The sequence below is a fragment of the Shewanella carassii genome, from assembly GCF_019670705.1.
Lineage (GTDB): Bacteria > Pseudomonadota > Gammaproteobacteria > Enterobacterales > Shewanellaceae > Shewanella > Shewanella carassii.
The window spans coordinates 3,531,895-3,554,613 of the sequence record NZ_AP024618.1 but is presented as its reverse complement, the minus strand read 5'-3'; the positions used below and the strand labels follow the sequence as shown (position 1 = coordinate 3,554,613).

Sequence of the window (22,719 nt, the reverse complement as noted above, 5' to 3'; positions counted from 1 at the left end):
TGTATATGTGGTCGATGATCAAATCCTTTTTGAGGAAACTGTTGCCGGAACTGAAGTCGGCGCTGCCCATTTTGCTGGTGGCTATCTTCGTTCTGGTCAATGTGGCGATTTGGTGGGCGGGCCCCTGGCTGGAGCTGGACGGTGAGAAACCGTTGGCATCGACAACGGCCCGAATTATAGCCAGCACCATCTTCTCCCTGTCCTGCTTTACTATTTGGGGCTGGGTGCAGTGGCGTCGTCTGTTACGTATCGGCGCCTTGAAGGTCAGGGAGCAGCAGCTCAAGGAAGACCCGGTGAAGATCCTGGTGGAACGCCAGGAGCAGGAACTCAACGAGGTGATGGTGGGCATGAAAGAAAGCCTCAACACCCGTAACTACCTGTACGCCTTGCCTTGGTTCCTGGTGCTTGGGGTGGAAAACGCCGGTAAGACCAGCCTGATTAACCGCTCCGGGCAGAAGTTTGTTTTCTCTTCCGTTATGCGAGCCTCGGGCAAGAAGTCTGAAAACCCTTTCTCTTTTGACTGGTGGATAGGTGACGATGCCGTACTGATTGACCCGGACGGTGAGCTGTTGACCCAGAAGCCTTCGGTAACCAGCCCGGATGGCGAGACAGAGCGCCGCCTGTGGTTGCACTTTGTCGAGTGGCTGGAGCGCACCCGCAGTCGCCGCCCTCTGAACGGCGTGGTGTTGGCGCTGGACATGGCCAGCCTGGTCAGCGATCCTGTGGCTGAACGCAAGGCCTACGCCCACTTGTTGCGTGCCAGATTGCGCGAGCTGATGGAAACCCTGTCAACTCGTCTGCCCGTGTATATCACCCTGACCAAACTGGATCTACTGCTGGGATTTGAGCCCTTCTTCCGCCATTTCACCCAGGCGCAGCGAGATGAGATCCTCGGTTTCACCTTCTCCCTGAATTCGGTCAACGATCTCGACAGCTGGCTCAATGAGTTTGATCAGGATTGGCAAGACTTTATTCAGCGCATCAATGCCGGCTTGCCAAGGGCGCTGCTGCAGTGTCGCGACAAGGAAGAACGCTCGGCCATCTACAGCTTCTCACGTCAGATTGCCGGTGCCCACAAGGTGCTGCGTGAGTTTTTCGTCGATGCGTTGGCAAGCGATCAGTTCTCGACCTCGGCACTGGTGCGCGGGGTTTATATGACCTCTGTTTATCAGCAAGGTGTGCCGACAGATGCCTATGTGGATGGCGCTTCCCGCCGTTATGGCCTGAGTGAGTCGGTCAACAGTGCCCAGCGCAGTGAAAACTCTACTCCCTATTTCACCCGTTCGCTTTTTACCCGCATCATATATCCGGAAGCGGGTCTGGCTTCGGACAACTTCAAGGTGGCCAAGCAAAAACGCCGTATCATGGCGCTGTCCTTTGTGGCCTGCTCCATCGCCTCTGTGCTCTTGATTGGCAGCTGGCACAGATACTACCTGCTCAACAGCGCTCAGGCCGATGCCGTGCTGAGTAAGGTGAATGAATACAACGAGCTTATCGATAACACCAACTTTGATCCGCTGGCCCGCAACGTGATCCCGCCACTGAACACCATTCGGGCGGCCACGCTGGAGTTTGGTTTCTTCCGTGACAAGCCGAGGTTAATCTCAGATCTCGGCCTCTACCAGGGTCACACCATAGGACCCAAGGTGGAAGAGACCTATCTGAACCTGCTGTCTTATCGTTATCTGCCGATACTGCTCCGGCAAGTAGCGCGGGATCTGGCCGATGCGCCAGAAGGCAGTGATGAAAAGCTGGCGGTATTGCGGGTATTCAGAATGCTGGCCGACAAGAGTGGCCGCCGCGACAGCTTTGTTCGCGAATACTTTGCCGATGTTTGGCAGAAGGCCTATGAAGGCAATCGTGAGCTGCAGACCCAGCTGATGGAGCATCTGGATTACGCCTTGTTGCACACAGATTTGCAGCATGCACGGCTGGAGTCCAATCCGGACGCCGAGACTGTGCTCAAGCCATTCGATACCATGGTGGCCCAGGCCCAGAATGAGCTGAGCCTGTTGCCGATAGAACAGCGGGTATACAGATACCTCAAGTCCTCTTCCGTATCTCAGTTGGGGGCGCCGCTGGATCTGCGTTTGACCGTTGGACCGGCCAATGAATTGGTGTTTGACTCCCAGATAGCTGCGCAGGATCCTGAGATCTTCAAGATCCCGAAAATACTCACCAAACAAGGTTTTGAGCGCTTCTTTATCCCGAGATCTGATTCAGTCGCCGAGCTGGCGTTGATTGACAGCTGGGTACTCGGCCAGGCTCACAGCACAGACTTCAGCGATGCCGACAAGACGGCGCTGCGTAACAAGATAGTGGCCCAATATCTGGCCGACTATAACGCCAGCTGGCGCCGGGCGCTGAATGGTTTTGAACTGAAGAATTTCGAAGACATCAACCAGGCGGTGTTGGTACTGGATAACGTGGCCATGAGCAACAAGCCGCTGTCGCGCCTGCTGGAAACGCTGGGCAGCAATACCCAGCTGTTCCCGGATATGCCGGATGATGATCAGGCCCGTCAGGCGCTGCTCAAGTCGCCTCAGTATCGTATCGCCTCGACCATAGACGGTGACTTTGTCGAACTGAACCAGATGCTCAAGTCCCAGGACGGTAAGCCGGCTTATCTGGATGAAGTGATGGAAGCCGTGGTGCGCCTGCACGCCTATCTGCGCGGGATCCAAAACTCCCCGGATGTGGGCAAGGCGGCACTGAAGGCGGCTCAGGAAAGGCTCAAGCTCAACGACGCCGACCCTGTTTACGCGCTGGAACGTATTTCCGATGGCCTGCCCAAGCCGCTGGACTCCATGGTGTCCAAGTTGGCCAAGGAGAGCTGGAAGGTCGTGCTGCAGAGTGCTATCAAGCATCTTGAGGTGCGTTGGTACAACGAAGTGTATATGGAGTTCCAGCAGAATCTGGCATCCCGTTATCCCTTCAATCCAAAGGCCACTAAACAGGTGTCGATTGCCGATTTTGAACGTTTCTTCGGCCCGCAAGGCACGCTGGATACCTTCTATGATCAGCAGATGCGGATGTTCCTGGAAGAAAACATGGATCAGCTCAACCAGCTGGCAGGCAGTGAAACAGGCCTGATCCGTAAAGAGGTCTTGCAGGCGATAGAGCAGGCGAAACAGATCCAGACCGCCTTCTTCAACCTCAAGGGCAACCTGGACGTACAGTTCACCCTGGAGCCACTGCAGATGAGCCCCAACAAGCGTCGTAGTGTGATCAACGTCGATGGCCAGTACGTGGAATACACCCATGGCCCACGTCGCGCCATCGAATTGGTATGGCCCAACACCTTGCGGGAAACGGCCGAGAGTAAGCTGACTTTGGTGCCAAGCGAAGTGAATATGTCACCACGTTCCTTGAGCTACGAAGGCCCATGGGCATTCTTCAGGTTGCTCGACAGCGCCAGGATCACCGGCTCCAGCTCGACCAGTGTGGATTATCAGTTCAATGTGGATAAGGGCGATATCTCCTATCGGATCCACACGGCAGACAACAGTAATCCCTTTACCTCAAATCTGCTCAGCAACTATCAGTTGCCTAAAACACTCTACTGAGCCGCCGGGCTTCCACAGCGTGGAAGCCCAATTCCCCTGTGGGACTCAACTTAATGGAATTTGAGGTGTACCAAGTTGATACAGCAAACAACAGTGAATGCCGGATGGTTCAGAATGACCGCAGCACCGGCTCAGCTTCGGGAAGATAACCGCTATCAGCAGATGCGTAGTGAGATCAACCGGCGCCAATCTCCCTTCAGTGGTGGGACGGATTGGGAAAAGGTCTATGATCTCGCCGCCACCCTGGCGATGACTGATGGGGTGGATCTACTGGCGGCCAGCTACTTTTCGGTGGCTGCAGCCAAGACCCGCGGCATTGCCGGTTTGGCATCCGGGCTGGAGTTACTGTTAACCGTGTTGGCGCACTCGAAAGAGATGGGCACTATCAGCCCGGAAAAGTGCGCCGAAATACTGAACTGGGCCATAGGTAAGTTGTTGCCGGAGCTCAAGGATATGCAGGCTACTGAAGGCAATATCCGTGAGTGGTATCGTTGTGAATATGCCTGTCAGCAGCTGTTTGAGCTGATGCAGGCGCGTCAACCCAAGCAGATGCCAAACCTGGATGCGCTCGGCTTTCAAATCTTCGACAAGATCGATGGCGTTAAACAGCCGGCCAAGCGACCCGCTGTTGCCACAAGTGCTCAGCAGCAGGCTAATTCCAAGGGGCTGAGTTGGCCGCTGGGACTAATCCTCTTGTTGCTGGCATTGACGGCGGGACACTTTGCCGAACCTTTGGGGCTGACCATAGGGCAGAAGTTCTGGCCGGAGCGATTTGCGCCCAAACCACCCGAGCAGGTGACCCAGTTGCCGACTGAAACGGCATTGCCGCTGTGGCAGAAGATAGATCAGCTATTTGCCGCCGCACCTTTGGCCAACGATGAGCCATATGTTTATCCCGAGCAGGTGGATTATCTGTTGGAACTGGACAAGTATTTCCAGCGTTTTGCCGCCAGCCGCACCCGAGCGGCCAACTTAAGCAAAGAGTTACAGCAATGGCAGGGGCTTGATGCCAACAAACTCAGTGCGCTGCAGCGTCAGTCACGGGATATGGCCGAGTATGCCAGCAGCCTGTCCCCCGTGTTGGCCAGAGCCTATTTCATCGATGAGCTGCTCAAGCAACAGCAAAATGAGCGTGCAGCTCAGGAGCTGGCACTGCTGGACAGGCAACTGAAATCCCTGCTGATCAAGCGCACTTTGTTGGCCCAGAGTTTGGGGCTCACTCAGGCTTCTGGCGTGACAAATGACCCGGCAGCCAAAACCGCCCCTGACTCGGATAAAGCGCCAATGGCGGCGGGTTCAGATAGAGCTAATGTCCAAGATGCGGCCGACGTTCAAGATGTTGTTATGTAATACAAGAATTCCCCCGTTTGGCCGCCTTTGTGTTCGCTCTTGAGCTCTGGCCTTTGGCGGCTTTTGGCCACTCTTTCAGGCAGCTCTCTTCGGGCAAGAAGTTGCCCGGCGAGCAAAAAATTGCCCGGGTTCGGGCAAGAAATTGCCCGGAGAGTGGGGGTAGGTTTGGATGTTGTTGTAAAACAGTGGCTTATGATTTGGCATGCTTCTGGCATTGGCTGATGAAGTTTTATCACTCATTCAACAGTAAAAGGAATTAACCATGCCAACACCATGTTATATCTCCATCGAAGGTCAAACCCAGGGCAATATCACCGCAGGCGCGTTTACGGCCGAGTCAGTGGGCGACATCTTTGTGGAAGGTCATGAAGACGAGATGCTGGTTCAGGAATTCAACCATGTGGTGACAGTGCCGACCGACCCACAGTCAGGTATGCCTTCGGGTCAACGGGTGCACAAGCCGTTCAAGTTCACCGTGGCGCTGAACAAGGCGGTGCCTTTGATGTACAACTCGCTGTCATCCGGTGAGAAGCTGAACAAGGTTGAGCTGAAGTGGTACCGCACCTCTATCGAGGGCAAGCAGGAGCACTTCTTCACTACCAAGCTTGAAGGTGCGACGATAGTGGACATCAACTGCCACATGCCACACTGCCAGGACCCGAACAAGGCAGATTTCACTCAATTGGTTGAGGTGTCAATGGCCTATCGCAAGATAGACTGGGACCACGTGAGTGCCGGTACTTCAGGTGCGGATGACTGGCGCAAGCCCATCGAAGCCTGATAGTGTGTCAGCCACCGCCTTGCGGTGGCTGTTTGCCATTGGGGTGTTTTCTGGCGAGGACGTCAACTGACAGTGTAAACGGTTGATGGAGAGACAGAGAGCAGGCCAATGGCTTTTGGTGCAATTCGGCTAAACGGACATTCAACAGACATTCGAGTCAATCGCATTTAAACCAAGAGCAAAACGGCACTCGGCGAGCGGAGCTCAACGGCTTCCCCCAAGCAGGGATAGAAGCCGGGGCTCAGACAGCAAGAGCTCAGTCAGCAAGAGTACCGCGAAAGGACAGGGACAATAAGGACAGCGAAGATGAGTCATCAAGGGAGCGGCATGCGTTTTGGATTCAAGGCGGGCAGTTTGGCAGAGGATAGCCTGTCGGTGCTGTCGTTCAAGCTGGAAGAATCGCTGTCGAGTCCTTATGTGGTAGAGCTTGAGTTGCTGAGTCGCCGGGACGATATCAAGGCGAGCGACTTGGTGGACCAGAGCGGGGTACTGAGTTGGTGGCAGGATGGCGAATGCCAGCGAGAATTGCACGGCATAGTAAGCCGCTTTGGCCGCGGCGACAGCGGCCACAGACAGACCCGCTACCGGCTGAGGCTGGAGCCGGCCCTGAGCCGCCTGCAACTGCGGCGCAACAGCCGCATCTTCCAGGAAAAGAGCCTGACCGACATCATCGCGGTACTGTTCGGTGAAATGGGCATTACCGATTACGCCTTTCGCTGTGACCCGCGCCATGAAAGCCGCAAACGGGAATACTGCGTGCAGTATGGCGAGAGCGACTTTGACTTCTTCGAGCGCCTGACCCGCGAAGCGGGACTGTTCTACTACTTCGAGCACAGCAGCGACAAACACACCCTGGTGCTGTGCGATGCACTGGACAAACTGAGCCTGAGCCCCCACAGCTACCCCTACAACGCCCTGGCGGGAGGACGCGCCGAGCAGGCGAGTGTCCGCAGCGCCGAATACCGCCACAGTCGGGCCGAGAGCGGGGCGACCCTCAAGGACTACAGCTTCCGCAAACCGGCCTACAGCTTCCTGCAACCGAGCACAGAGGATGCAGACTGGCAACAGAGCGGCTATGAACACTTCGACTACCCGGGGCGCTACAAGGACGATGCCGACGGCAAACTGTTCAGCAAGGTGCGCCTGGCGGGACTGCGACGGGAGAGCGAGCAGTTGCTACTCAAGAGTGACCAACTGCAGGCGTTGAGCGGGCAGAAGTTTGCCCTGAGCGAACACCCGGATGCGAACTTAAACCGGCAGTGGGTGATAGTGGGGGTCAGCCACACAGGCGAGCAGGGCAATGCGGCGGAAGAGGACAACAGCAGCCGCGGCACCACTTACAGTAACGAGATAGTGGCGGTGCCATCCTCCATGCAATGGCAAGCGGAGCCGAAGGCCAAACCACAGATGGCGGGGCCGCAGATAGCGACCGTGGTGGGGCCGAAGGATGAAGAGATATTTTGTGACGAATACGGCCGGGTGAAGGTGCAATTCCCCTGGGACAGATATGCCAAGGGTGACGAGCACGGCAGTTGCTGGATACGGGTCAGCCAGGGCTGGGCCGGTGGTCAGTATGGCTTTATGGCACTGCCACGGATAGGGCATGAAGTGATAGTGTCGTTTTTGGACGGCGACCCGGACCAACCCATCATCACCGGCCGGGCCTTCCATGCGGTGAACCAGGTGCCTTACGCGCTGCCGGCCCACAAGACCCGCACCGTGCTGAAGACCCAGAGCCACAAGGGCGAGGGCAGCAACGAGCTGAGGTTTGAGGATGAAGCGGGGGAAGAGGAGATTTACCTGCATGCGCAGAAAGACCTGAACCTACTGACCGAGAATGACAGACACGAGCATATCAAGCACGACAACCACCTGGATGTGGACAATGAAAGGCGCAGCCGCATCGGCGGCAACGACCACCTGACAGTGTTGGGCGAGTCCCGTCAGCAGGTAACAGGCGACAAGAGCCTGATAGTGGATGGCAGCTATCAGCAGAAAGTCGCCGCCAAAGAAGCGCTCGAAGTGGGCAGTGAAGTTCATCTCAAGTCATTGGGGAAAATTGTGCTCGATGCCGGCGCCGAGATCAGCATCAGTGCCGGTGGCAGCTTCGTCAAAGTGGACCCGGCCGGGGTGCACCTGGGCGGCGCGGCGGTTAATCTCAACTCGGGTGGCAGCCCCGGCTCAGGCAGCGGCTTTGCCGGCAAGGCACCGGAGCTTCCGGGTGAAGTGGCCGATGCCGAGTTGCCCCAAGGCGAAAAAGTGATTTTGCCCAATCCATCCCAGCAGAGTGGCACTCTGCTGCTGGCTGCCAGTACGGCTAAAGGTGTGTGCGAAATTTGCGAGCAGCCGGAGGAAGAAGATGCCCCTGCCTGATCTCGCTGGACTCAAGGGGCAGCTTTATCTGCTTTGGGATGCCTGTTTGCACCGAAACCTGGCGCAAACCCTGTATCAGCTGGACAACCGCGTCTTTATGCTACCCCTGTATCAGGGGACTCAGTTCGAGTCTCTCGGCGATATTCAACCCTTGCTGCTGCAATGTCCAGCCGACAGTCAGTTGTTGGATTGGTTGGAGCAACAGCTTTGCTACCGGGACAGTGTCTGGCTGTTTGAGTCAACCTCCTCCAGTGCTGAATTGTTGCACTATTTTCAGCAATTACCTTTGCAGCAACACCCGCTGGGCCACCAGGTATTATTTCGCTATCAGGACCCCAGAGTGCTGGCGGGCTTTATGGCGGCGCAACTGCCGCTGGAAGCACTGTTCCCGGCGGGCATATTCGGCCGGGTATGGGTGTATGACACTATTGCCGAACACTGGCACTGCCGAGTGCCTCAGTCGGCTCAGTCCAGTGAGGCAACTCAGCGCTTTCAATTGACCGATGACCACCTCAAGGTGATGCAGCAGGTCTGCTGGCAGCAATTTGGTCTTAGGCTGCAGCAGCATTTGAGGCACTTCTTTGCCGATGAGTTCGGTTCGGTTTCCCTGGCGGGAACCTTGGCTATTGCCGAACGCGCCGCCGCGCAAGGGTGGGAATCGGAGCGGGACATTTTTCTTTACGGCAATATTTTGGGTTATCTCGGTGCCGACTTTGAAAAGAATCTTATCGGTAATCAGACAAGCAGTGCTTCCGGGGCTTTGCTTGATCAGCACCAGGCTAGCGATGAACCCGTCTCTCAATCAGAGTACGCCGGCATTATTAACCTGATGCAAACCCGGGGAAGTGACAGATCTGCGGCTTTGGCACAAGCCGCAGATTTGGCCAAGCAGTTAAATCAACAAAGAGCCAATGCGTTACAAGGAGTTACCCATGTCGGCCGATAGACAACAACAGGATGCCAACGATAAGGCCACTCAAGAGTCGGACACTAAAGCCGGTTCTTTACTGGCAACTTGCCCACTCAAGGCGCAAACCGTCAAAATCGTGCCTGTGCGTTATGCCTTGGATGAATTCCAGTTGGTGCCGGAGCCTTGCCCCAAGCACAACTTGCCTTCAGAAGGTAACTTCCCCGGTGGCTACTTCAGCAAACAGCTCAAATGTAATAGCTACACCCTGCGTCAGCTTACCGATGGCTGGCTTTATGTCTGGAACCAAACCGAAAAGACCCTGCACGAATATGAAGTCAGGGGACCTCAGCTGATCCGTTACCAGTTTGGCGACAACGAGGCCGACAAACCGCTCAGCGAGCGCGGTACAGAGCTGGAGCCTAAAGTCTATCTGGAATATAACCGCGGCTCTGAGCTGTATCTGATGTTCAGCCAGCTAAGGTGCTCCTGGCCTATGTTGGAGCATTATCGCAGTAATGGCGAAGCCCAGCGACGCTGGGGACGCAAGCTGTCATTGCCCGGATTTTGCCGCACTATGGCAGAGCCCCATACTGCCCCAATCAAGGTGTTGAGCCAGGTTGCCGATATTGCCGGCGAGGCCAAGTTCCCTCTGGCGGTCCCTTCCCTGCAAGACAGAGGGGAGGGAGATGAAAAGATCAGCGGTAAGCCGGTTCAACCACTGACTACCTACCTAGGCCCTATAAGCGATAAAGACTCGGCCCTGATGGTCGCACTGGATGATATTTGGTCGGATATCAACGACATGATGTCACAAGTTGCTTATCTACCGGGACAAATGCATGAACTGGATGAAACTGAAGTTTATCGACGTATGAATGCGCAGGCAGTGATCCAACTCTGCGGCGCCGGTGATATGCTCAGCATGGAAGATTGGATGCATAGTAAAAGGCTTCCTCCCAAAATCAGAGGCAATAAGCTGGCGATCGGCCGTTATCTGGATAAGGTGAGTGACTATGCGTATGAGAAAGAACAATGGAATATCGCTGTCCAAAGAGCGTCTCGAAAGCTGAATGACAGCTTTGATCTGCCATCCAGCGAAGTGTTCAAACGGCTTGAAAAAGAGATAGTTGAAGAGTATGGGCGTGTTCCTGTCATTCCCAGTGGTTGGGAAAAGAATAAGAAAAAGCGCCAATATGCTGACCTTCAGGCTGCTGAAGACTTTTTAGCTGAACATCTAAAGCATGACAGTGACCTGAATGATGAAATTGAGTTAAGAGTCGAAGAGCTGTTTAGCTGCCATCTCAGTATTCCACCCGATGCCCGTATTGTCGGGGCAGATTGTCACCATCCGGAACACCAGTTTGCATTGACCAATTGGATCGGTGAAAACTTCGAACTGCTGATGCCCTTTATAGATGGGCCAATCAAAGAGCGGTTGATGAATGCGCTATGGCACTCCGATAAACCTGAAGCATTAATCATACTGAGTTACAGCGGCTTCGATAGTGAGTTATATGATGGGATCCGACAAATATTAAGTCATTTCCCAGAAGATCCAAATGCTACTGGTAGCAACTCTGTGGCGTTAGCCAATAATGCCAATTCAAGAGTGAAAGAAATTTTCTCGGCATTTGATGAAATAGGCTTGATGGAACACGATTGGGCGACGCGATTCCATGGCGATGCGCTTAAAACGCTAACGGCCATGCGCGATGCCTTAGGGCATGAGATCAATCGAGGTTGGACCAACCTGATGCATGCCTTTTTACCTCTTATTCACTTAAAAAGACAGGATATTGCCCAGGCTGGTAATATCAGTTCACTCATCTCTCCCAGAAAAATGTTGGGCATGACGTTGATTGCTTCATTTGTTAATGATGAAAAACTGGCACCCAATGGAGACTATCATAGGAATAAAAACAGAGCAGATAAAGAGGTTAAGAATCTTTCTGGTAAGTTGGCAAAGCAAAAAGGAATACTGGAACGAGGATATCTGCCAAACAGGAATGCGGAGCAAGTTAAGCTCGGTAAGATTGAGGCGGAATGGGCAGAGGCATTTTCGCAGCAAAAAATTAATAACAGTGGCTGGCTTGCAGTTTTAAAGAATAATGAGGTGATGGAACAATATCGCGTTAAAGTTGATAACGCGATGAAACTGTTTGCCTCAAAAGGGGCTACAGCGTTAAAGAGTTTGGGGATTGGCCGGGTTGCCGTATTACTGAATCTTTGGAACCTGTGTGAAACACCTATGCCTAAAAGTATTGATGTTGACAACTTTTATCTAAGAACATCAGATAAGAATAGTATAAAAGTAAAAACACTGGTTTCGAATGTGTCTTATTTTTCTGCTGCGTTAACGGCTATTTGGTACGATACAGCTTGGGAAGAGCTTAAGGATAATGTAAAAAATGCTGAAGGCAAGCTAAAAAATACCAGTCCAATATATAAAGTTCGGCATCGTGTGGGGAAAGAGACTAAGGCAATACTCAAACTTTCATTGAAAGAAGCCGCTGATATCCGGGGAGGAAATTTCTCCACTCTACTCAAAAACTTTAGAGGGTTAGCCAGGATTATGGGCGCAGCAACTATTGTGGCATCCGTGTTTGAACTTATGGTGATAGGCTATGATCTGGGTTACTTTGGCAGTAAGGGTAAAGATTACAATGAACTGGAAAGAGGCATAGTGCTGGTCAAAGGGGTGGCTACTGCGGTAACCGCTATCAGCGGAACTTACGTATTCTTAATGGGATTGGGATGGGTTGCCGGTGTTGCTTGGATGGGGCCTTTGGCCGCCGTTGCCGGGGTTGTTTATCTGATCACCAGTGTACTGCAGGAGCTTATATTCCGTGATGATTTGGATAAGTGGCTGGAAAAATCCAGTTTTGGCAAACTAAAACTCTGGCAGAATAACCCAGCGGCAGAGTTTCAGCATCTGATGGACTGCCTGATAAAACCTTTTGTTTACGCTGAAGCCTGCTTTGATGTCATAATCGGTGCTGAGGGATATGTACGCCATGATGTCAAAGGCTGCTGGATTGTCTTTCGTTTACCACTGAAAGATATGACAGTGGATATCTCGGAAGTTTACTATAAGTACCGATTTTGGGGGCTGGAGCAGTGGCATGACCCAAAACTGAACGAGTTGATAGCGACCCCTATATCTGAGAACACTTTTGATAAGATTATTCGTGATGGCTTGCCCGATAGCTTGGACAATATCGATTTCTTATCTGAGAGTAAGGATCCAGAGCTTGCTTCCAATATATGGCTGTTAGGAGTAAAGCTTGATAAGGTTAGCGATTGGTTTATAAAAGATGTGGCCGATATTTGGCTGGAGATCACGCGTCCAGAGAGTCTCGGCGTATCCAAGTCGTGGCAGTATACGATTGAGTCCTATGACTTGATATGGCGAGGGAAAAATTATGAGCATGAAGCAATCGATAAGCCTGAATCCTTCAAGGCTGTACCCTTGAGATTTCCTAGTAGCAAAGAGGGAGTATAAACTTGAGTATCTTGATTAAGCGGCCTGATTATATTGAGTATTATCCTTACGTTGAGGAGGGGGACTTCCCGCAGGCAGAGATTGATAAACTGGAGCAGGAACCGGCATTGTTTCAGTGGACTATGCCGCGAGCTTTTTTTTGGAAGGATTCCCCATTAGTACATCATTTGAAAGCAGTTGGTCTCTTATGTGGTATACCTGTGGGTTTCTTCCTGTTTATTGGTATTGTTGGCGATAAGGGCGTTGACTATGAATTAATCGAGTCCTTGTTTGTTCTGTTCACGTTTATGTTTTCTATACTGTTATTTTTTTATTACATAACCAGAAGCCAATATCACAGCGTGGCCTATAAAATCACTGAGTCCGGTATTCTAAGGGATAAAGTGAAAACTTACCCTAAGTGGCGCTATAAAAATGAGGTGCCGGAGTCATTTCTCTTTGTCTTAAGAGGCGTTGCACTCTTGGTGATCCCTATCGCCTTGATGGTCAATCCATTGCTGTTGGCTGGGGCGGGAGGGTTAGCCTTGTTAAGTTTTTATCCTTTTCCCAAAGGCGAACCTGAATATGCTCATTACATTCCAGTATTCTGGCATGAGAAAGGTTTAGAGGCTGCTAGCGAGTTAAGTATAATTAATATTTGTGATAGCCGAAGAATTATTCATGTCAGGAGCAAGGATTGGTCTAATGGAGCAGCTATATTATGCACGAAAGAGAATTATAATGATGTGAAAGAATTTGTTTTAGGAAAGTTGCCAAAGGCAAAAATAGTTCAAGAAGAATTATCCATTTAAAGTGAATTTTCAATTGATTTGGACGGATGATGAGCCAATTAGTAAAAAGACCTGACTATATCCAGTATAGTCATAGTCGATTGGTATTAGAGTTTTTAATAGGATAATAGTTTGAGTCTGTTAATTAAGCGGCCAGATTACATTGAGTACTACCCTTACGTTGAAGAGGGCGCTTTTCCACAGGCAGAGATTGATAAACTGGAGCGGGAACCGGCTCTGTTTCAATGGACTATGCCGCGTGCTTTTTTTTGGAAGGATTCAGCTTTGGTTAATCATTTGAAAGTTATCGGGCTTTTATGTGGTGTTCCAGTGGGGGTGTTTTTCTTCCCAAATTTGTTGAGTGATAAAGGGATTACCTGGAATTTGATGAAGTTTTTAGCAGTATTATTTACCTTTATGTTTTCCATACTGCTTTTTTTTTACTATATGACAAGAAGTCAATATCACAGCGTGGTCTATAAAATCACTGAGTCCGGTATTCTAAGAGACGAAGTAAAAATCTACCCCAGATGGCGTTATAAAAATGAAGTGCCGGAGTCATTTCTCTTTGTCTTAAGAGGCATCGCACTCTTAGTGATCCCTATCGCCTTGATGGTCAATCCATTGCTGTTGGCGGGGGCGGGAGGGTTAGCCCTGTTAAGTTTCTATCCCTTTCCCAAGGGTGAACCTGAATATGCTCATTATATCCCATTTTACTGGCAAAAAAATGGGCGTTATAATGTAGATTTCATAAATATTTGTGAAGGTCGTAGGATAATAGATATATACAGCAAAGATCTTAGTCGAGGTGCGATAATATTTTGTGCGGAAGAAAATTTTGATCAAGTAAAAAAACTGGTTATAGATAAACTTCCTGAAGCTAAGGTGCTTAATGAACCGCTCGAAATTTACTGATGTGACATTTTTATGGTGGTCGCTTTGAGTGCACTTTTTGCACGGCCAGGTTATATTCAGTATAGTCAGGATGGCTTGGAAAGAGGCTGGTTCACCCAAGCCGATATTACCAAGCTTGAAGACGAACCGGCCATCTTTCAATGGACTATACCAAGGGCTTTTTTTCATCGATTTAGTGGTTTGGCATCGATTTCAATGATTTGGGGGATTTTCGCAGGTATCCCTATGTTGTTTTTTTCATTGATAAATCTAGCATCAGAAAATCCACAACCTGATGATTGGAATTCAGTTATCGGTATTGGCGTTTTCCTTTCGTCGATTTTATTGATAATTTATTATTTCACTCGACTTCAATATCACCATGTAGCATATAAGATCACCGCGTCGGGTTTTTTAAGGGATGAGGTTAAACTGTGCCCAAGGTGGGGTTATGGCGCTGTTAACCCGGAAGGTTTGATGTGGGTATTACGGGTCATGGCGCTGATCCTGGTACCGATTGCCTTGGTTGTACACCCATTTTTATTGGTGGGTGTCGGCGGCCTGGCGTTATTGAGCTTTAAAAAGGTAGAGCTTTCTGAGCCGGAAAAGGCTCACTATATTCCTGTGCTTTGGGATGATAGTAAGATGGTAGATGAAGATAAGGCGAGTCTAATTAATCTTAATCCTAAAAGACGTATTGTCCATATTAGAAGTCGTAGCTGGTATTATAATGATGCAATATTTTGCACCAAAGAGAATTATGAGGAAGTTAAAGCGTTCGTACTAAATAAATTGCCTAAAGCCAAGATTGTGCAAGAGCAATGGACTATTATTTAATAGTACTGCTCTCTGTATACCAACTGGCAGAGTTTGAGACTCTGCAATATTTACATGAGTTAATGGCTTTAGCCTGTTAATTAACCGTCCTGATTGTATTGACTATTATTCTTACATTGCGAAGGGCCCTTTCTCACAGGCATAAACTAATTAGTGGCTGGCTCACACAACAGCACTGGAGGCCTGGTCTCAGCCGTTGCCTGAAAGTGAATGGGCCCAACCCAGCGCAGAGCTGGTTCGCTTAAAAGCGGAAATCACCGCGCACTACCAAGCCGGAGGTTCTCTGGGGGATTTTGTCAAACCAGCCGCCTAGGGCTATGACGACGAGCTAATTTACCCCAGAGCTATACCCAAATTGCAAAAGGTGAACGCCACCAGGGCTTATTCACACCTTCTCTAAGACTTTTACAGGAATGCTCTTAAAGCCAGTCGACTTTCGCTTACCCTTTGGGACATTCCTTCAGGCAACTCTTTCGGGCCACTCTTTCAGGCAACTATCTTCGGGCAAGAAGTTGCCCGGCGAGCAAAAAATTGCCCGGGTTCGGGCAAGAAATTGCCCGTAGAGCGGGAGTGGGTTTGGATGTTGTTGTAAAACAGTGGGTTACGATTTGGCATGCTTCTGGCATTGGCTGATGAGGTTTTATCACTCATTCAACAGTAAAAGGAATTAACCATGCCAACACCATGTTATATCTCCATCGAAGGTCAAACCCAGGGCAACATCACTGCAGGTGCGTTTACGGCCGAGTCAGTGGGCGACATCTTTGTGGAAGGTCATGAAGACGAGATGCTGGTTCAGGAATTCAACCATGTGGTGACAGTGCCGACCGACCCACAGTCAGGTATGCCTTCGGGTCAACGGGTGCACAAGCCGTTCAAGTTCACCGTGGCGCTGAACAAGGCGGTGCCTTTGATGTACAACTCGCTGTCATCCGGTGAGAAGCTGAACAAGGTTGAGCTGAAGTGGTACCGCACCTCTATCGAGGGCAAGCAGGAGCACTTCTTCACTACCAAGCTTGAAGGTGCGACGATAGTGGACATCAACTGCCACATGCCACACTGCCAGGACCCGAACAAGGCAGATTTCACTCAATTGGTTGAGGTGTCAATGGCCTATCGCAAGATAGACTGGGACCACGTGAGTGCCGGTACTTCAGGTGCGGATGACTGGCGCAAGCCCATCGAAGCCTGATAGTGTGTGTCAGCCACCGCCTTGCGGTGGCTGTTTGCCATTGGGGTGTTTTCTGGCGGGGACGTCAACTGACAGTGTAAGCGGTTGATTGAGAGCCAGAGAGCAGGCCAATGGCTTTTGGTGCAATTCGGCTAAACGGACATTCAACAGACATTCAAGTCAATCGCATTTAAACCAAGAGCATTTAAACCAAGAGCAAAACGGCACTCAGCGAGCGGAGTTCAACGCCTTCCCCTAAAGCAGGGGAAGCCTGGGCTCAGACAGCAAGAGCTCAGACAGCAAGAGTACCGCGAAAGGACAGGGACAATAAGGACAGCGAAGATGAGTCATCAAGGGAGCGGCATGCGTTTTGGATTCAAGGCGGGCAGTTTGGCAGAGGATAGCCTGTCGGTGCTGTCGTTCAAGCTGAAAGAATCGCTGTCGAGTCCTTATGTGGTTGAGCTTGAGCTGCTGAGTCGCCGGGACGATATCAAGGCGAGCGACTTGGTGGACCAGAGCGGGGTACTGAGTTGGTGGCAGGACGGCGAATGCCAACGAGAATTGCACGGCATAGTAAGCCGCTTTGGCCGCGGCGACAGCGGCCACAGACAGACCCACTACCGGCTGAGACTGGAGCCGGCCCTGAGCCGCCTGCAGCTGCGGCGCAACAGCCGCATCTTCCAGGAAAAGAGCCTGACCGACATCATCGCGGTGCTGTTCGGCGAAATGGGCATTACCGATTACGCCTTTCGCTGTGACCCGCGCCATGAAAGCCGCAAACGGGAATACTGCGTGCAGTATGGCGAGAGCGACTTTGACTTCTTCGAGCGCCTGACCCGCGAAGCGGGACTGTTCTACTACTTCGAGCACAGCAGCGACAAACACACCCTGGTGCTGTGCGATGCACTGGACAAACTGAGCCTGAGCCCCCACAGCTACCCCTACAACGCCCTGGCGGGAGGACGCGCCGAGCAGGCGAGTGTCCGCAGCGCCGAATACCGCCACCGCCGTGCCGAGAGCGGGGCCACCCTCAAGGACTACAGCTTCCGCAAACCGGCCTACAGCTTCCTGCAACCGAGTACAGAGGATGCAGACTGGCAACAGAGCGGCTATGAACACTTCGACTACCCGGGGCGCTACAAGGACGATGCCGACGGCAAACTGTTCAGCAAGGTGCGTCTGGCGGGACTGCGACGGGAGAGCGAACAGCTGCTGCTCAAGAGTGACCAACTGCAGGCGTTGAGCGGGCAGAAGTTTGCCCTGAGCGAACACCCGGATGCGAGCCTTAACCGCGAATGGGTAATAGTGGGGGGCAGCCACACAGGCGAGCAGGGCAATGCAGCGGAAGAGGACAACAGCCGCCGCGGCACGACTTACAGTAACGAGATAGTGGCGGTGCCATCCTCCATGCAATGGCAAGCGGAGCCGAGGGCCAAACCACAGATGGCGGGGCCGCAGATAGCGACCGTGGTGGGGCCGAAGGATGAAGAGATATTTTGTGACGAATACGGCCGGGTGAAGGTGCAGTTCCCCTGGGACAGATATGCCAAGGGTGACGAGCACGGCAGCTGCTGGATACGGGTCAGCCAGGGCTGGGCCGGTGGTCAGTATGGCTTTATGGCGCTGCCACGGATAGGGCATGAAGTGATAGTGTCGTTTCTGGACGGCGACCCGGACCAACCCATCATCACCGGCCGGGCCTACCATGCGGTGAACCAGGTGCCTTACGCGCTGCCGGCCCACAAGACCCGCACGGTGCTGAAGACCCAAAGCCACAAGGGCGAGGGCAGCAACGAGCTGAGGTTTGAGGATGAAGCGGGGGAAGAGGAGATTTACCTGCATGCGCAGAAAGACCTGAACCTACTGACCGAGAACGACAGGCACGAGCATATCAAGCACGACAGCCACCTGGATGTGGACAATGAAAGGCGCCGCCGCATCGGCGGCAACGACCACCTGACAGTGTTGGGCGAGTCCCGTCAGCAGGTAACAGGCGACAAGAGCCTGATAGTGGATGGCAGCCAACAGATCAAGGTTGCAGACAAATACCTGCTGCAGGCCGGGCCGGAAATTCAACTGAAAGCCGGTGCCAAGATAGTGATCGAGTCCGGCGCCGAAGTAACGCTTAAAGCCGGTGGCAGTTTTGTCAAAGTCGATCCGGCCGGGGTGCATCTTTCCGGCCCCGGGATCAACCTCAACTCAGGGGGCAGCCCAGGCAGTGCCAGTGGTTTCAGCGGTTTGGCACCTGTGTTACCCGGCGCGGTTGAACAGGCGGTATTGCCTCAGGGGGGGAGTGTTCCCCTATCTGCGCTGTTGGTTGCCGAGGAGTTCGCCGCGCCTGCAGTGCAGGTGTGCCCGCTGACCGAAGAGGAGGCTCAATCTCAGCCTCAAGCTCAGTCGCAAAGCGCTGCTGAGACTTCAACTGAAGCCGATACGGCAGAAACAGCAGACGCTGCGGCCGGTGGCGGAGCGGCATCTGCAGTGGCGCCCGGCGCCGCAGATAGTCAACAAGCTGAGACCCAGCCACAGACAGAAGAAACTGAAGCCGAGCGCTTTCGCCGTGAAGTGATCCGGCCGACGCTGGCAAAACTTGATGTGGTCGATGAAGATGCCGAAATTCTATTGCTGGGGACGGCAGCTCATGAGAGCCATCTGACCATGAGAGATCAGATGGGTAACGGACCCGCCAAGGGGCTGTACCAGATGGAACCGGCGACCCACAATGATATCTGGGACAACTTCCTGAAGTATAAGTCGAAATTGGCGAAGAAGGTTTCGGCACTGCAAGGCTCGGATGACAGACTATCCGAGCTGCGCAACAATGATGAATACGCCACCGCCATGGCTTACGTGCACTATGCCAGAGCCAGATTCAGAACCGGAGAGGCCTTCCCTGATGGTCAGGATATCAAGGCGGTAGCCAAATATTGGAAGCAATACTACAACACTGTGCTTGGCAAGGGCACAGTGGAGAAATTTGAACAGGACTGGTGGCGTATCACCGGTAAGGCAGACAAATAATGAGGCAGTTGGTATTAGCTTGGGTGTTGTTGTGTTGCGGTGCGATTCCGGCTTGGGCAACAACAGCAAAAAGCGGTTTTTCCCAGAAGTCAGCGGAGGCGAGTTTAACGCTTGAGTTGCGGACTATTGCCAGAGTGGATGTCTCCACCCTCTGGTTTGCCGATAGCGAAGGCGATCGCATGCCCACCGCGGAGCTTTATCTGACGCAATATAATCGCCAGGGTTATCCACGGATCATCGACGGTTTCACTGGCCATACCCCCCAATTGCAAGCGGTTGATCTCGACGGAGATGGACAAGTTGAGATTCTGCTTAGATACAAGGCAGGCGGGCACCAGACCCTGATGAATGTTTATCGGCTCGAGGGCAATCTGCTGCAGCGACTGCCTTCCGATGACTTGGTATCGGATAGAGATGGAATAGAACTGCAGTACACCTCCGCCGGAGAGCCAAGGATCAGAGTCATCAGCGGCAGAGATACAAATGCGGATAAGGCTTTGCTGGTTACCACTGATTACCGTTTGCAAGATGGCAAGCTGGTTGAAGCCAAGGATTGATTGCTGCCGGAGTCGCCGCGCGACTTTGGTTATCAAGGAGTGGAAATGTTTGTGCAACGGAATGACACCCTGAGTGAATCAGGCTATTGGCTGCTTAATCCCCTGGCCAATGAAAAGCTGCTGCCCGCTTATTATCAACAGGGCGGCGTGGATGCCGTGCCTTTGTTTCAGGGCACCTTGCTCGAGTCCCATAAGGATAAGGGGCCATGGTTGGTGTCGGCACGGCCGGAACTGTTGCAGCAAGTGCCATTTGCCGATTGCCCTATTCTGGCGCTGGATAGTCATTTGCCCAGGCCGCAACTGCTTGCCCACTTGAAGAGCCTGCTTCTGGCTGCATGTGATGGTGAACGAGTGGTATTCCGCTTCTATGACCCCAGAGTGCTGCAACCTATGCTGCCGCGCTTTAGCCAAGTTGAGTTGGGGGCTTTTATGGGGCCGATAACCCGTTTGAGCTTTGTCGGCAAGCCGCTGCCAAGCGGCGATAGCGACGACCCTATGGATGAGGCGCAGCATCTTGACCCCGCCAGCCCCGTTAAGGCCCAGCATGGCAGCATTGTTGTGCAGCACCCGGGCGAGCCCGGTTATACCGAGCATGCGGATATCTGGTGGCAGATGAAACCCGAGCATCTGGCCGGACAAAGCGACATCCAGCGCCATATCTATATTGTTGAGCGCCAGCTATGGCGAGAGTTGCATCCCTTGATGAGTCAGCAACCCAAGCGGCGGGAGATCATTAAGGCGGCGATTCTTCGGGGTCGTGAACAAGGGGTGGATGAAGAGGATATCCCTGTGTTTGCTGCCGCGCGTCTGGGGCGCAGTGTCAGCTATCCTATGCCGGCGATCGCCCAAGGAATGAGATTGAATCAACAGGACTTTTTGAATTTGGCTAAATGGATGGAGCATGCATGAGTCAGCACACTATCCCCTGTGAAACCTTAACCGACTGGATTGAAATCGACTTTCGTGATGAAAGCAATCAGCCCTTATCCGGGTTAACAGCCATTGTTACCGATGCCGCCGGCAACAGTCGACAGCTCAAGTTGACGGGGGGGCCGCAACTGATCACCTGCTTGGCGCCGGGGGCGGTGACGCTGACTTTTGATACCGACAGCTGGCTCAAGGCTGTGATGTCCAGGCGTCCCCTGAATGCAGCCGAAACCTCGGCCGTGCCTGAATATGTTAAGGCGGCCAAGGGCTTCAACAATACGGTTAAACAGCATTTGCAGGCAACGGTTGGTGATTTTTGGCAACAGCCTCCCACAGCCGCCGTGGCAGAGCGCCATCAAGCCGGTAAAGGCAAGAGTGGTGCCATAGAGCTACTCAGCCGCAACGCCTATGTGGTGGAGATCCAGGCATTCAAATGGTTAACCGTGCGTATGGGGCTGTTTTTCGATGGCACAGCCAACAACACTTATAACGTCGATTGGGGCAGGCAACAGCAGGAGCGGGCGGCGAATTACTGTATGAACCGCTTCTCGGTGGAGTCACAGGAACAGGCCCTGGAACTGGCGGCTCAGTGTCAGGCACCCATGCCCAAGGCGATGGAGAATCTCAGTGCCACCAATGAATACACCAATGTGCAGAAACTTGAGTGGCTTTACGCCAATCAACTCTATGGCGCGGGCCTTTTGCAGTTTGGCTTGTATGTCAAAGGGATAGGTACGTCTCTGGAAGAGCCGGCTAACGGTATAGATGATGATGATGCCTTTGCCGGGGGGGCAGCCGGACGCGGGGATAACGGTGTTGAGTCTCGGGTGGAGCAGGCATTGAATGATGTCTGTCAGAACAAGCTCAAGTCGCAGTGGGGCCGCCTTGCCAACCAGTATGATGGCGTAGGTAAGTTTGAGTTTGATCTCTTTGGTTTCAGTCGTGGTGCAGCGGCGGCACGTCATTGCGCCAACATGGTGCTCAGGGAAAAAGATAACCTGTTCCAGGCCGCGCTGGCGAAGCATTGCAGCGATGTACCGCTGCGCTCGGATATGGACTGGCAAAACAATGAGCATTGTCAGATCCACTTCGTCGGTATTTACGATACCGTCGCCGCAATTGCGACCCTGTGGGACGGCATAGATCCCCATGATGAACACAATGGTGATGTGAAGCTCTGGCTGGATCCCAAGCGGGTGAAGAAGGTGGTGCATCTCACTGCCAATCCAAGGGATGAGTTCAGGTATAACTTCTCGCTCAATAGCCTCAACAACGCCTCTCGAAACCCAACGGCCCCCTTCTTTGAGGCTGTGTTGCCCGGGGCACACTCGGATCTTGGCGGTGGTTACTATTCACGCCAGTTTTTCGATGGCAAGGTGCAGTCCTACAATCCGCTGTTTACCGAGACCAAGCTGGTTGCCGCCTATCACAGCCGCTTGCCGAAAAACGCCGTCAGCAGCAATAGCCCGGTGGCTTTTGGTCAAGGGGACGATCCGGCATTGACCGCCAAGGTGATGGCCTCCAATGCCGGTAAAAAGGTGCTGCGGGAAATCGACCGTTTGGTCACCATGAACTGGTGTCAGACCTCGGACTTGAGTATCGATTATGTGGTCAGGCCTGTATTGCAGGGCAACGAGAACAGTGATCCGGAAGAGAGGGTAACGGTGAAGCTGACCATGACGCGGATTGTTGAAGGGGATCTGTCACGCCTGTATCTAAGGCTGATGGCCGGTTTGGCCAAGTTCAGCGGCGTGAACTTTGATGAAGGCGCCTTCGAGCAGAAATGGAGCTCGGACAGCAGCTACAAGGTGGAAGATCTCAACAGTCACTTTAACCTGCTTGGCCGTTCATTCGCCACTATTTGCGAAGAGGTATTGCAGCAGGCGACGCAGGGGCAACTGCACCCGCTGCTTGGCGATGAATCTTTCAGGCGGGCACTGAGGCCACACTTTATTCACCACAGCGCCGATGTGGTATCGGTCGCCGGTGGTTTTATCGTGCCTTATATCCCCAACGACGGCAATGCTCGCGCCGTGCACCCGGCCGTAAAAGGGAAATAG

The 22,719-nt window shown here is 52.6% G+C and carries 14 protein-coding genes; all 14 read left to right on the top strand.

From position 1 onward, the window contains the following. Nucleotides 1-5: 5 nt before the first annotated feature. The 14 genes from tssM to K5621_RS16035 all read left to right on the top strand — a co-directional run bounded on the left by tssM (nt 6) and on the right by K5621_RS16035 (nt 22,719). Nucleotides 6-3,566 carry a type VI secretion system membrane subunit TssM gene (tssM, locus tag K5621_RS16100; protein WP_221049757.1) on the top strand — a complete coding sequence of 1,187 codons (3,561 nt, stop codon included), beginning with the start codon at nt 6-8 and terminating at the stop codon, nt 3,564-3,566. A gap of 75 nt (nt 3,567-3,641) precedes the next feature. Then, entirely contained in the window at nt 3,642-4,916 is a 1,275-nt protein-coding gene (locus K5621_RS16095) for a type VI secretion system ImpA family N-terminal domain-containing protein (protein ID WP_221049756.1), read from the top strand. Between the two features lie 262 nt (nt 4,917-5,178). After that, nucleotides 5,179-5,697 (top strand): Hcp family type VI secretion system effector, encoded by a 519-nt coding sequence (locus K5621_RS16090; protein WP_025890191.1) that lies wholly within the window; start codon nt 5,179-5,181, stop codon nt 5,695-5,697. A gap of 306 nt (nt 5,698-6,003) precedes the next feature. After that, on the top strand, nt 6,004-8,070 hold the full coding sequence (locus K5621_RS16085) for a type VI secretion system Vgr family protein (protein ID WP_221049755.1): 2,067 nt from the start codon (nt 6,004-6,006) through the stop codon (nt 8,068-8,070). After that, a complete protein-coding gene (locus K5621_RS16080) occupies nt 8,057-9,016 on the top strand; it encodes a DUF4123 domain-containing protein (protein WP_221049754.1) in 960 nt (319 codons plus the stop codon). The genes K5621_RS16085 and K5621_RS16080 overlap by 14 nt, the downstream gene beginning before the upstream one ends. Next, the gene (locus tag K5621_RS16075; RefSeq protein ID WP_221049753.1) at nt 9,003-12,482 is read left to right on the top strand and encodes a toxin VasX; all 3,480 of its coding nucleotides are present in this window, start codon (nt 9,003-9,005) and stop codon (nt 12,480-12,482) included. Before K5621_RS16080 ends, K5621_RS16075 begins: the two co-directional genes overlap by 14 nt. A gap of 2 nt (nt 12,483-12,484) precedes the next feature. Then, entirely contained in the window at nt 12,485-13,273 is a 789-nt protein-coding gene (locus K5621_RS16070) for a hypothetical protein (RefSeq protein ID WP_221049752.1), read from the top strand. A 111-nt stretch (nt 13,274-13,384) separates the two neighbouring features. Beyond that, nucleotides 13,385-14,167, top strand: a complete 783-nt coding sequence (locus K5621_RS16065; protein ID WP_221049751.1) for a hypothetical protein — start codon at nt 13,385-13,387, stop codon at nt 14,165-14,167. 24 nt (nt 14,168-14,191) lie between these two features. Further along, nucleotides 14,192-14,983: a hypothetical protein gene (locus tag K5621_RS16060; RefSeq protein ID WP_221049750.1), complete on the top strand. Its 792-nt coding sequence runs from the start codon at nt 14,192-14,194 to the stop codon at nt 14,981-14,983. Nucleotides 14,984-15,656: 673 nt separating this feature from the next. Next, nucleotides 15,657-16,175 carry an Hcp family type VI secretion system effector gene (locus K5621_RS16055; RefSeq protein WP_025890191.1) on the top strand — a complete coding sequence of 173 codons (519 nt, stop codon included), beginning with the start codon at nt 15,657-15,659 and terminating at the stop codon, nt 16,173-16,175. A 321-nt stretch (nt 16,176-16,496) separates the two neighbouring features. Further along, complete coding sequence (locus K5621_RS16050; protein ID WP_221049749.1) at nt 16,497-19,175, top strand: type VI secretion system Vgr family protein; 2,679 nt, start codon at nt 16,497-16,499, stop codon at nt 19,173-19,175. A 134-nt stretch (nt 19,176-19,309) separates the two neighbouring features. Beyond that, the gene (locus K5621_RS16045; protein WP_221049748.1) at nt 19,310-19,732 is read left to right on the top strand and encodes a hypothetical protein; all 423 of its coding nucleotides are present in this window, start codon (nt 19,310-19,312) and stop codon (nt 19,730-19,732) included. A 45-nt stretch (nt 19,733-19,777) separates the two neighbouring features. Beyond that, on the top strand, nt 19,778-20,641 hold the full coding sequence (locus K5621_RS16040) for a DUF4123 domain-containing protein (RefSeq protein ID WP_221049747.1): 864 nt from the start codon (nt 19,778-19,780) through the stop codon (nt 20,639-20,641). Continuing rightward, the gene (locus K5621_RS16035) at nt 20,638-22,719 is read left to right on the top strand and encodes a phospholipase effector Tle1 domain-containing protein (RefSeq protein ID WP_221049746.1); all 2,082 of its coding nucleotides are present in this window, start codon (nt 20,638-20,640) and stop codon (nt 22,717-22,719) included. Before K5621_RS16040 ends, K5621_RS16035 begins: the two co-directional genes overlap by 4 nt.

Bases quoted from the DNA above. Each gene is read 5' to 3' on its own strand.
- K5621_RS16090 (WP_025890191.1), top strand. From the start codon at position 5,179: ATGCCAACACCATGTTATATCTCCATCGAAGGTCAAACCCAGGGCAAT.
- K5621_RS16040 (WP_221049747.1), top strand. From the start codon at position 19,778: ATGTTTGTGCAACGGAATGACACCCTGAGTGAATCAGGCTATTGGCTG.
- K5621_RS16085 (WP_221049755.1), top strand. From the start codon at position 6,004: ATGAGTCATCAAGGGAGCGGCATGCGTTTTGGATTCAAGGCGGGCAGT.
- K5621_RS16080 (WP_221049754.1), top strand. From the start codon at position 8,057: ATGCCCCTGCCTGATCTCGCTGGACTCAAGGGGCAGCTTTATCTGCTT.
- K5621_RS16050 (WP_221049749.1), top strand. From the start codon at position 16,497: ATGAGTCATCAAGGGAGCGGCATGCGTTTTGGATTCAAGGCGGGCAGT.
- K5621_RS16055 (WP_025890191.1), top strand. From the start codon at position 15,657: ATGCCAACACCATGTTATATCTCCATCGAAGGTCAAACCCAGGGCAAC.
- K5621_RS16035 (WP_221049746.1), top strand. From the start codon at position 20,638: ATGAGTCAGCACACTATCCCCTGTGAAACCTTAACCGACTGGATTGAA.
- tssM (WP_221049757.1), top strand. From the start codon at position 6: ATGTGGTCGATGATCAAATCCTTTTTGAGGAAACTGTTGCCGGAACTG.
- K5621_RS16075 (WP_221049753.1), top strand. From the start codon at position 9,003: ATGTCGGCCGATAGACAACAACAGGATGCCAACGATAAGGCCACTCAA.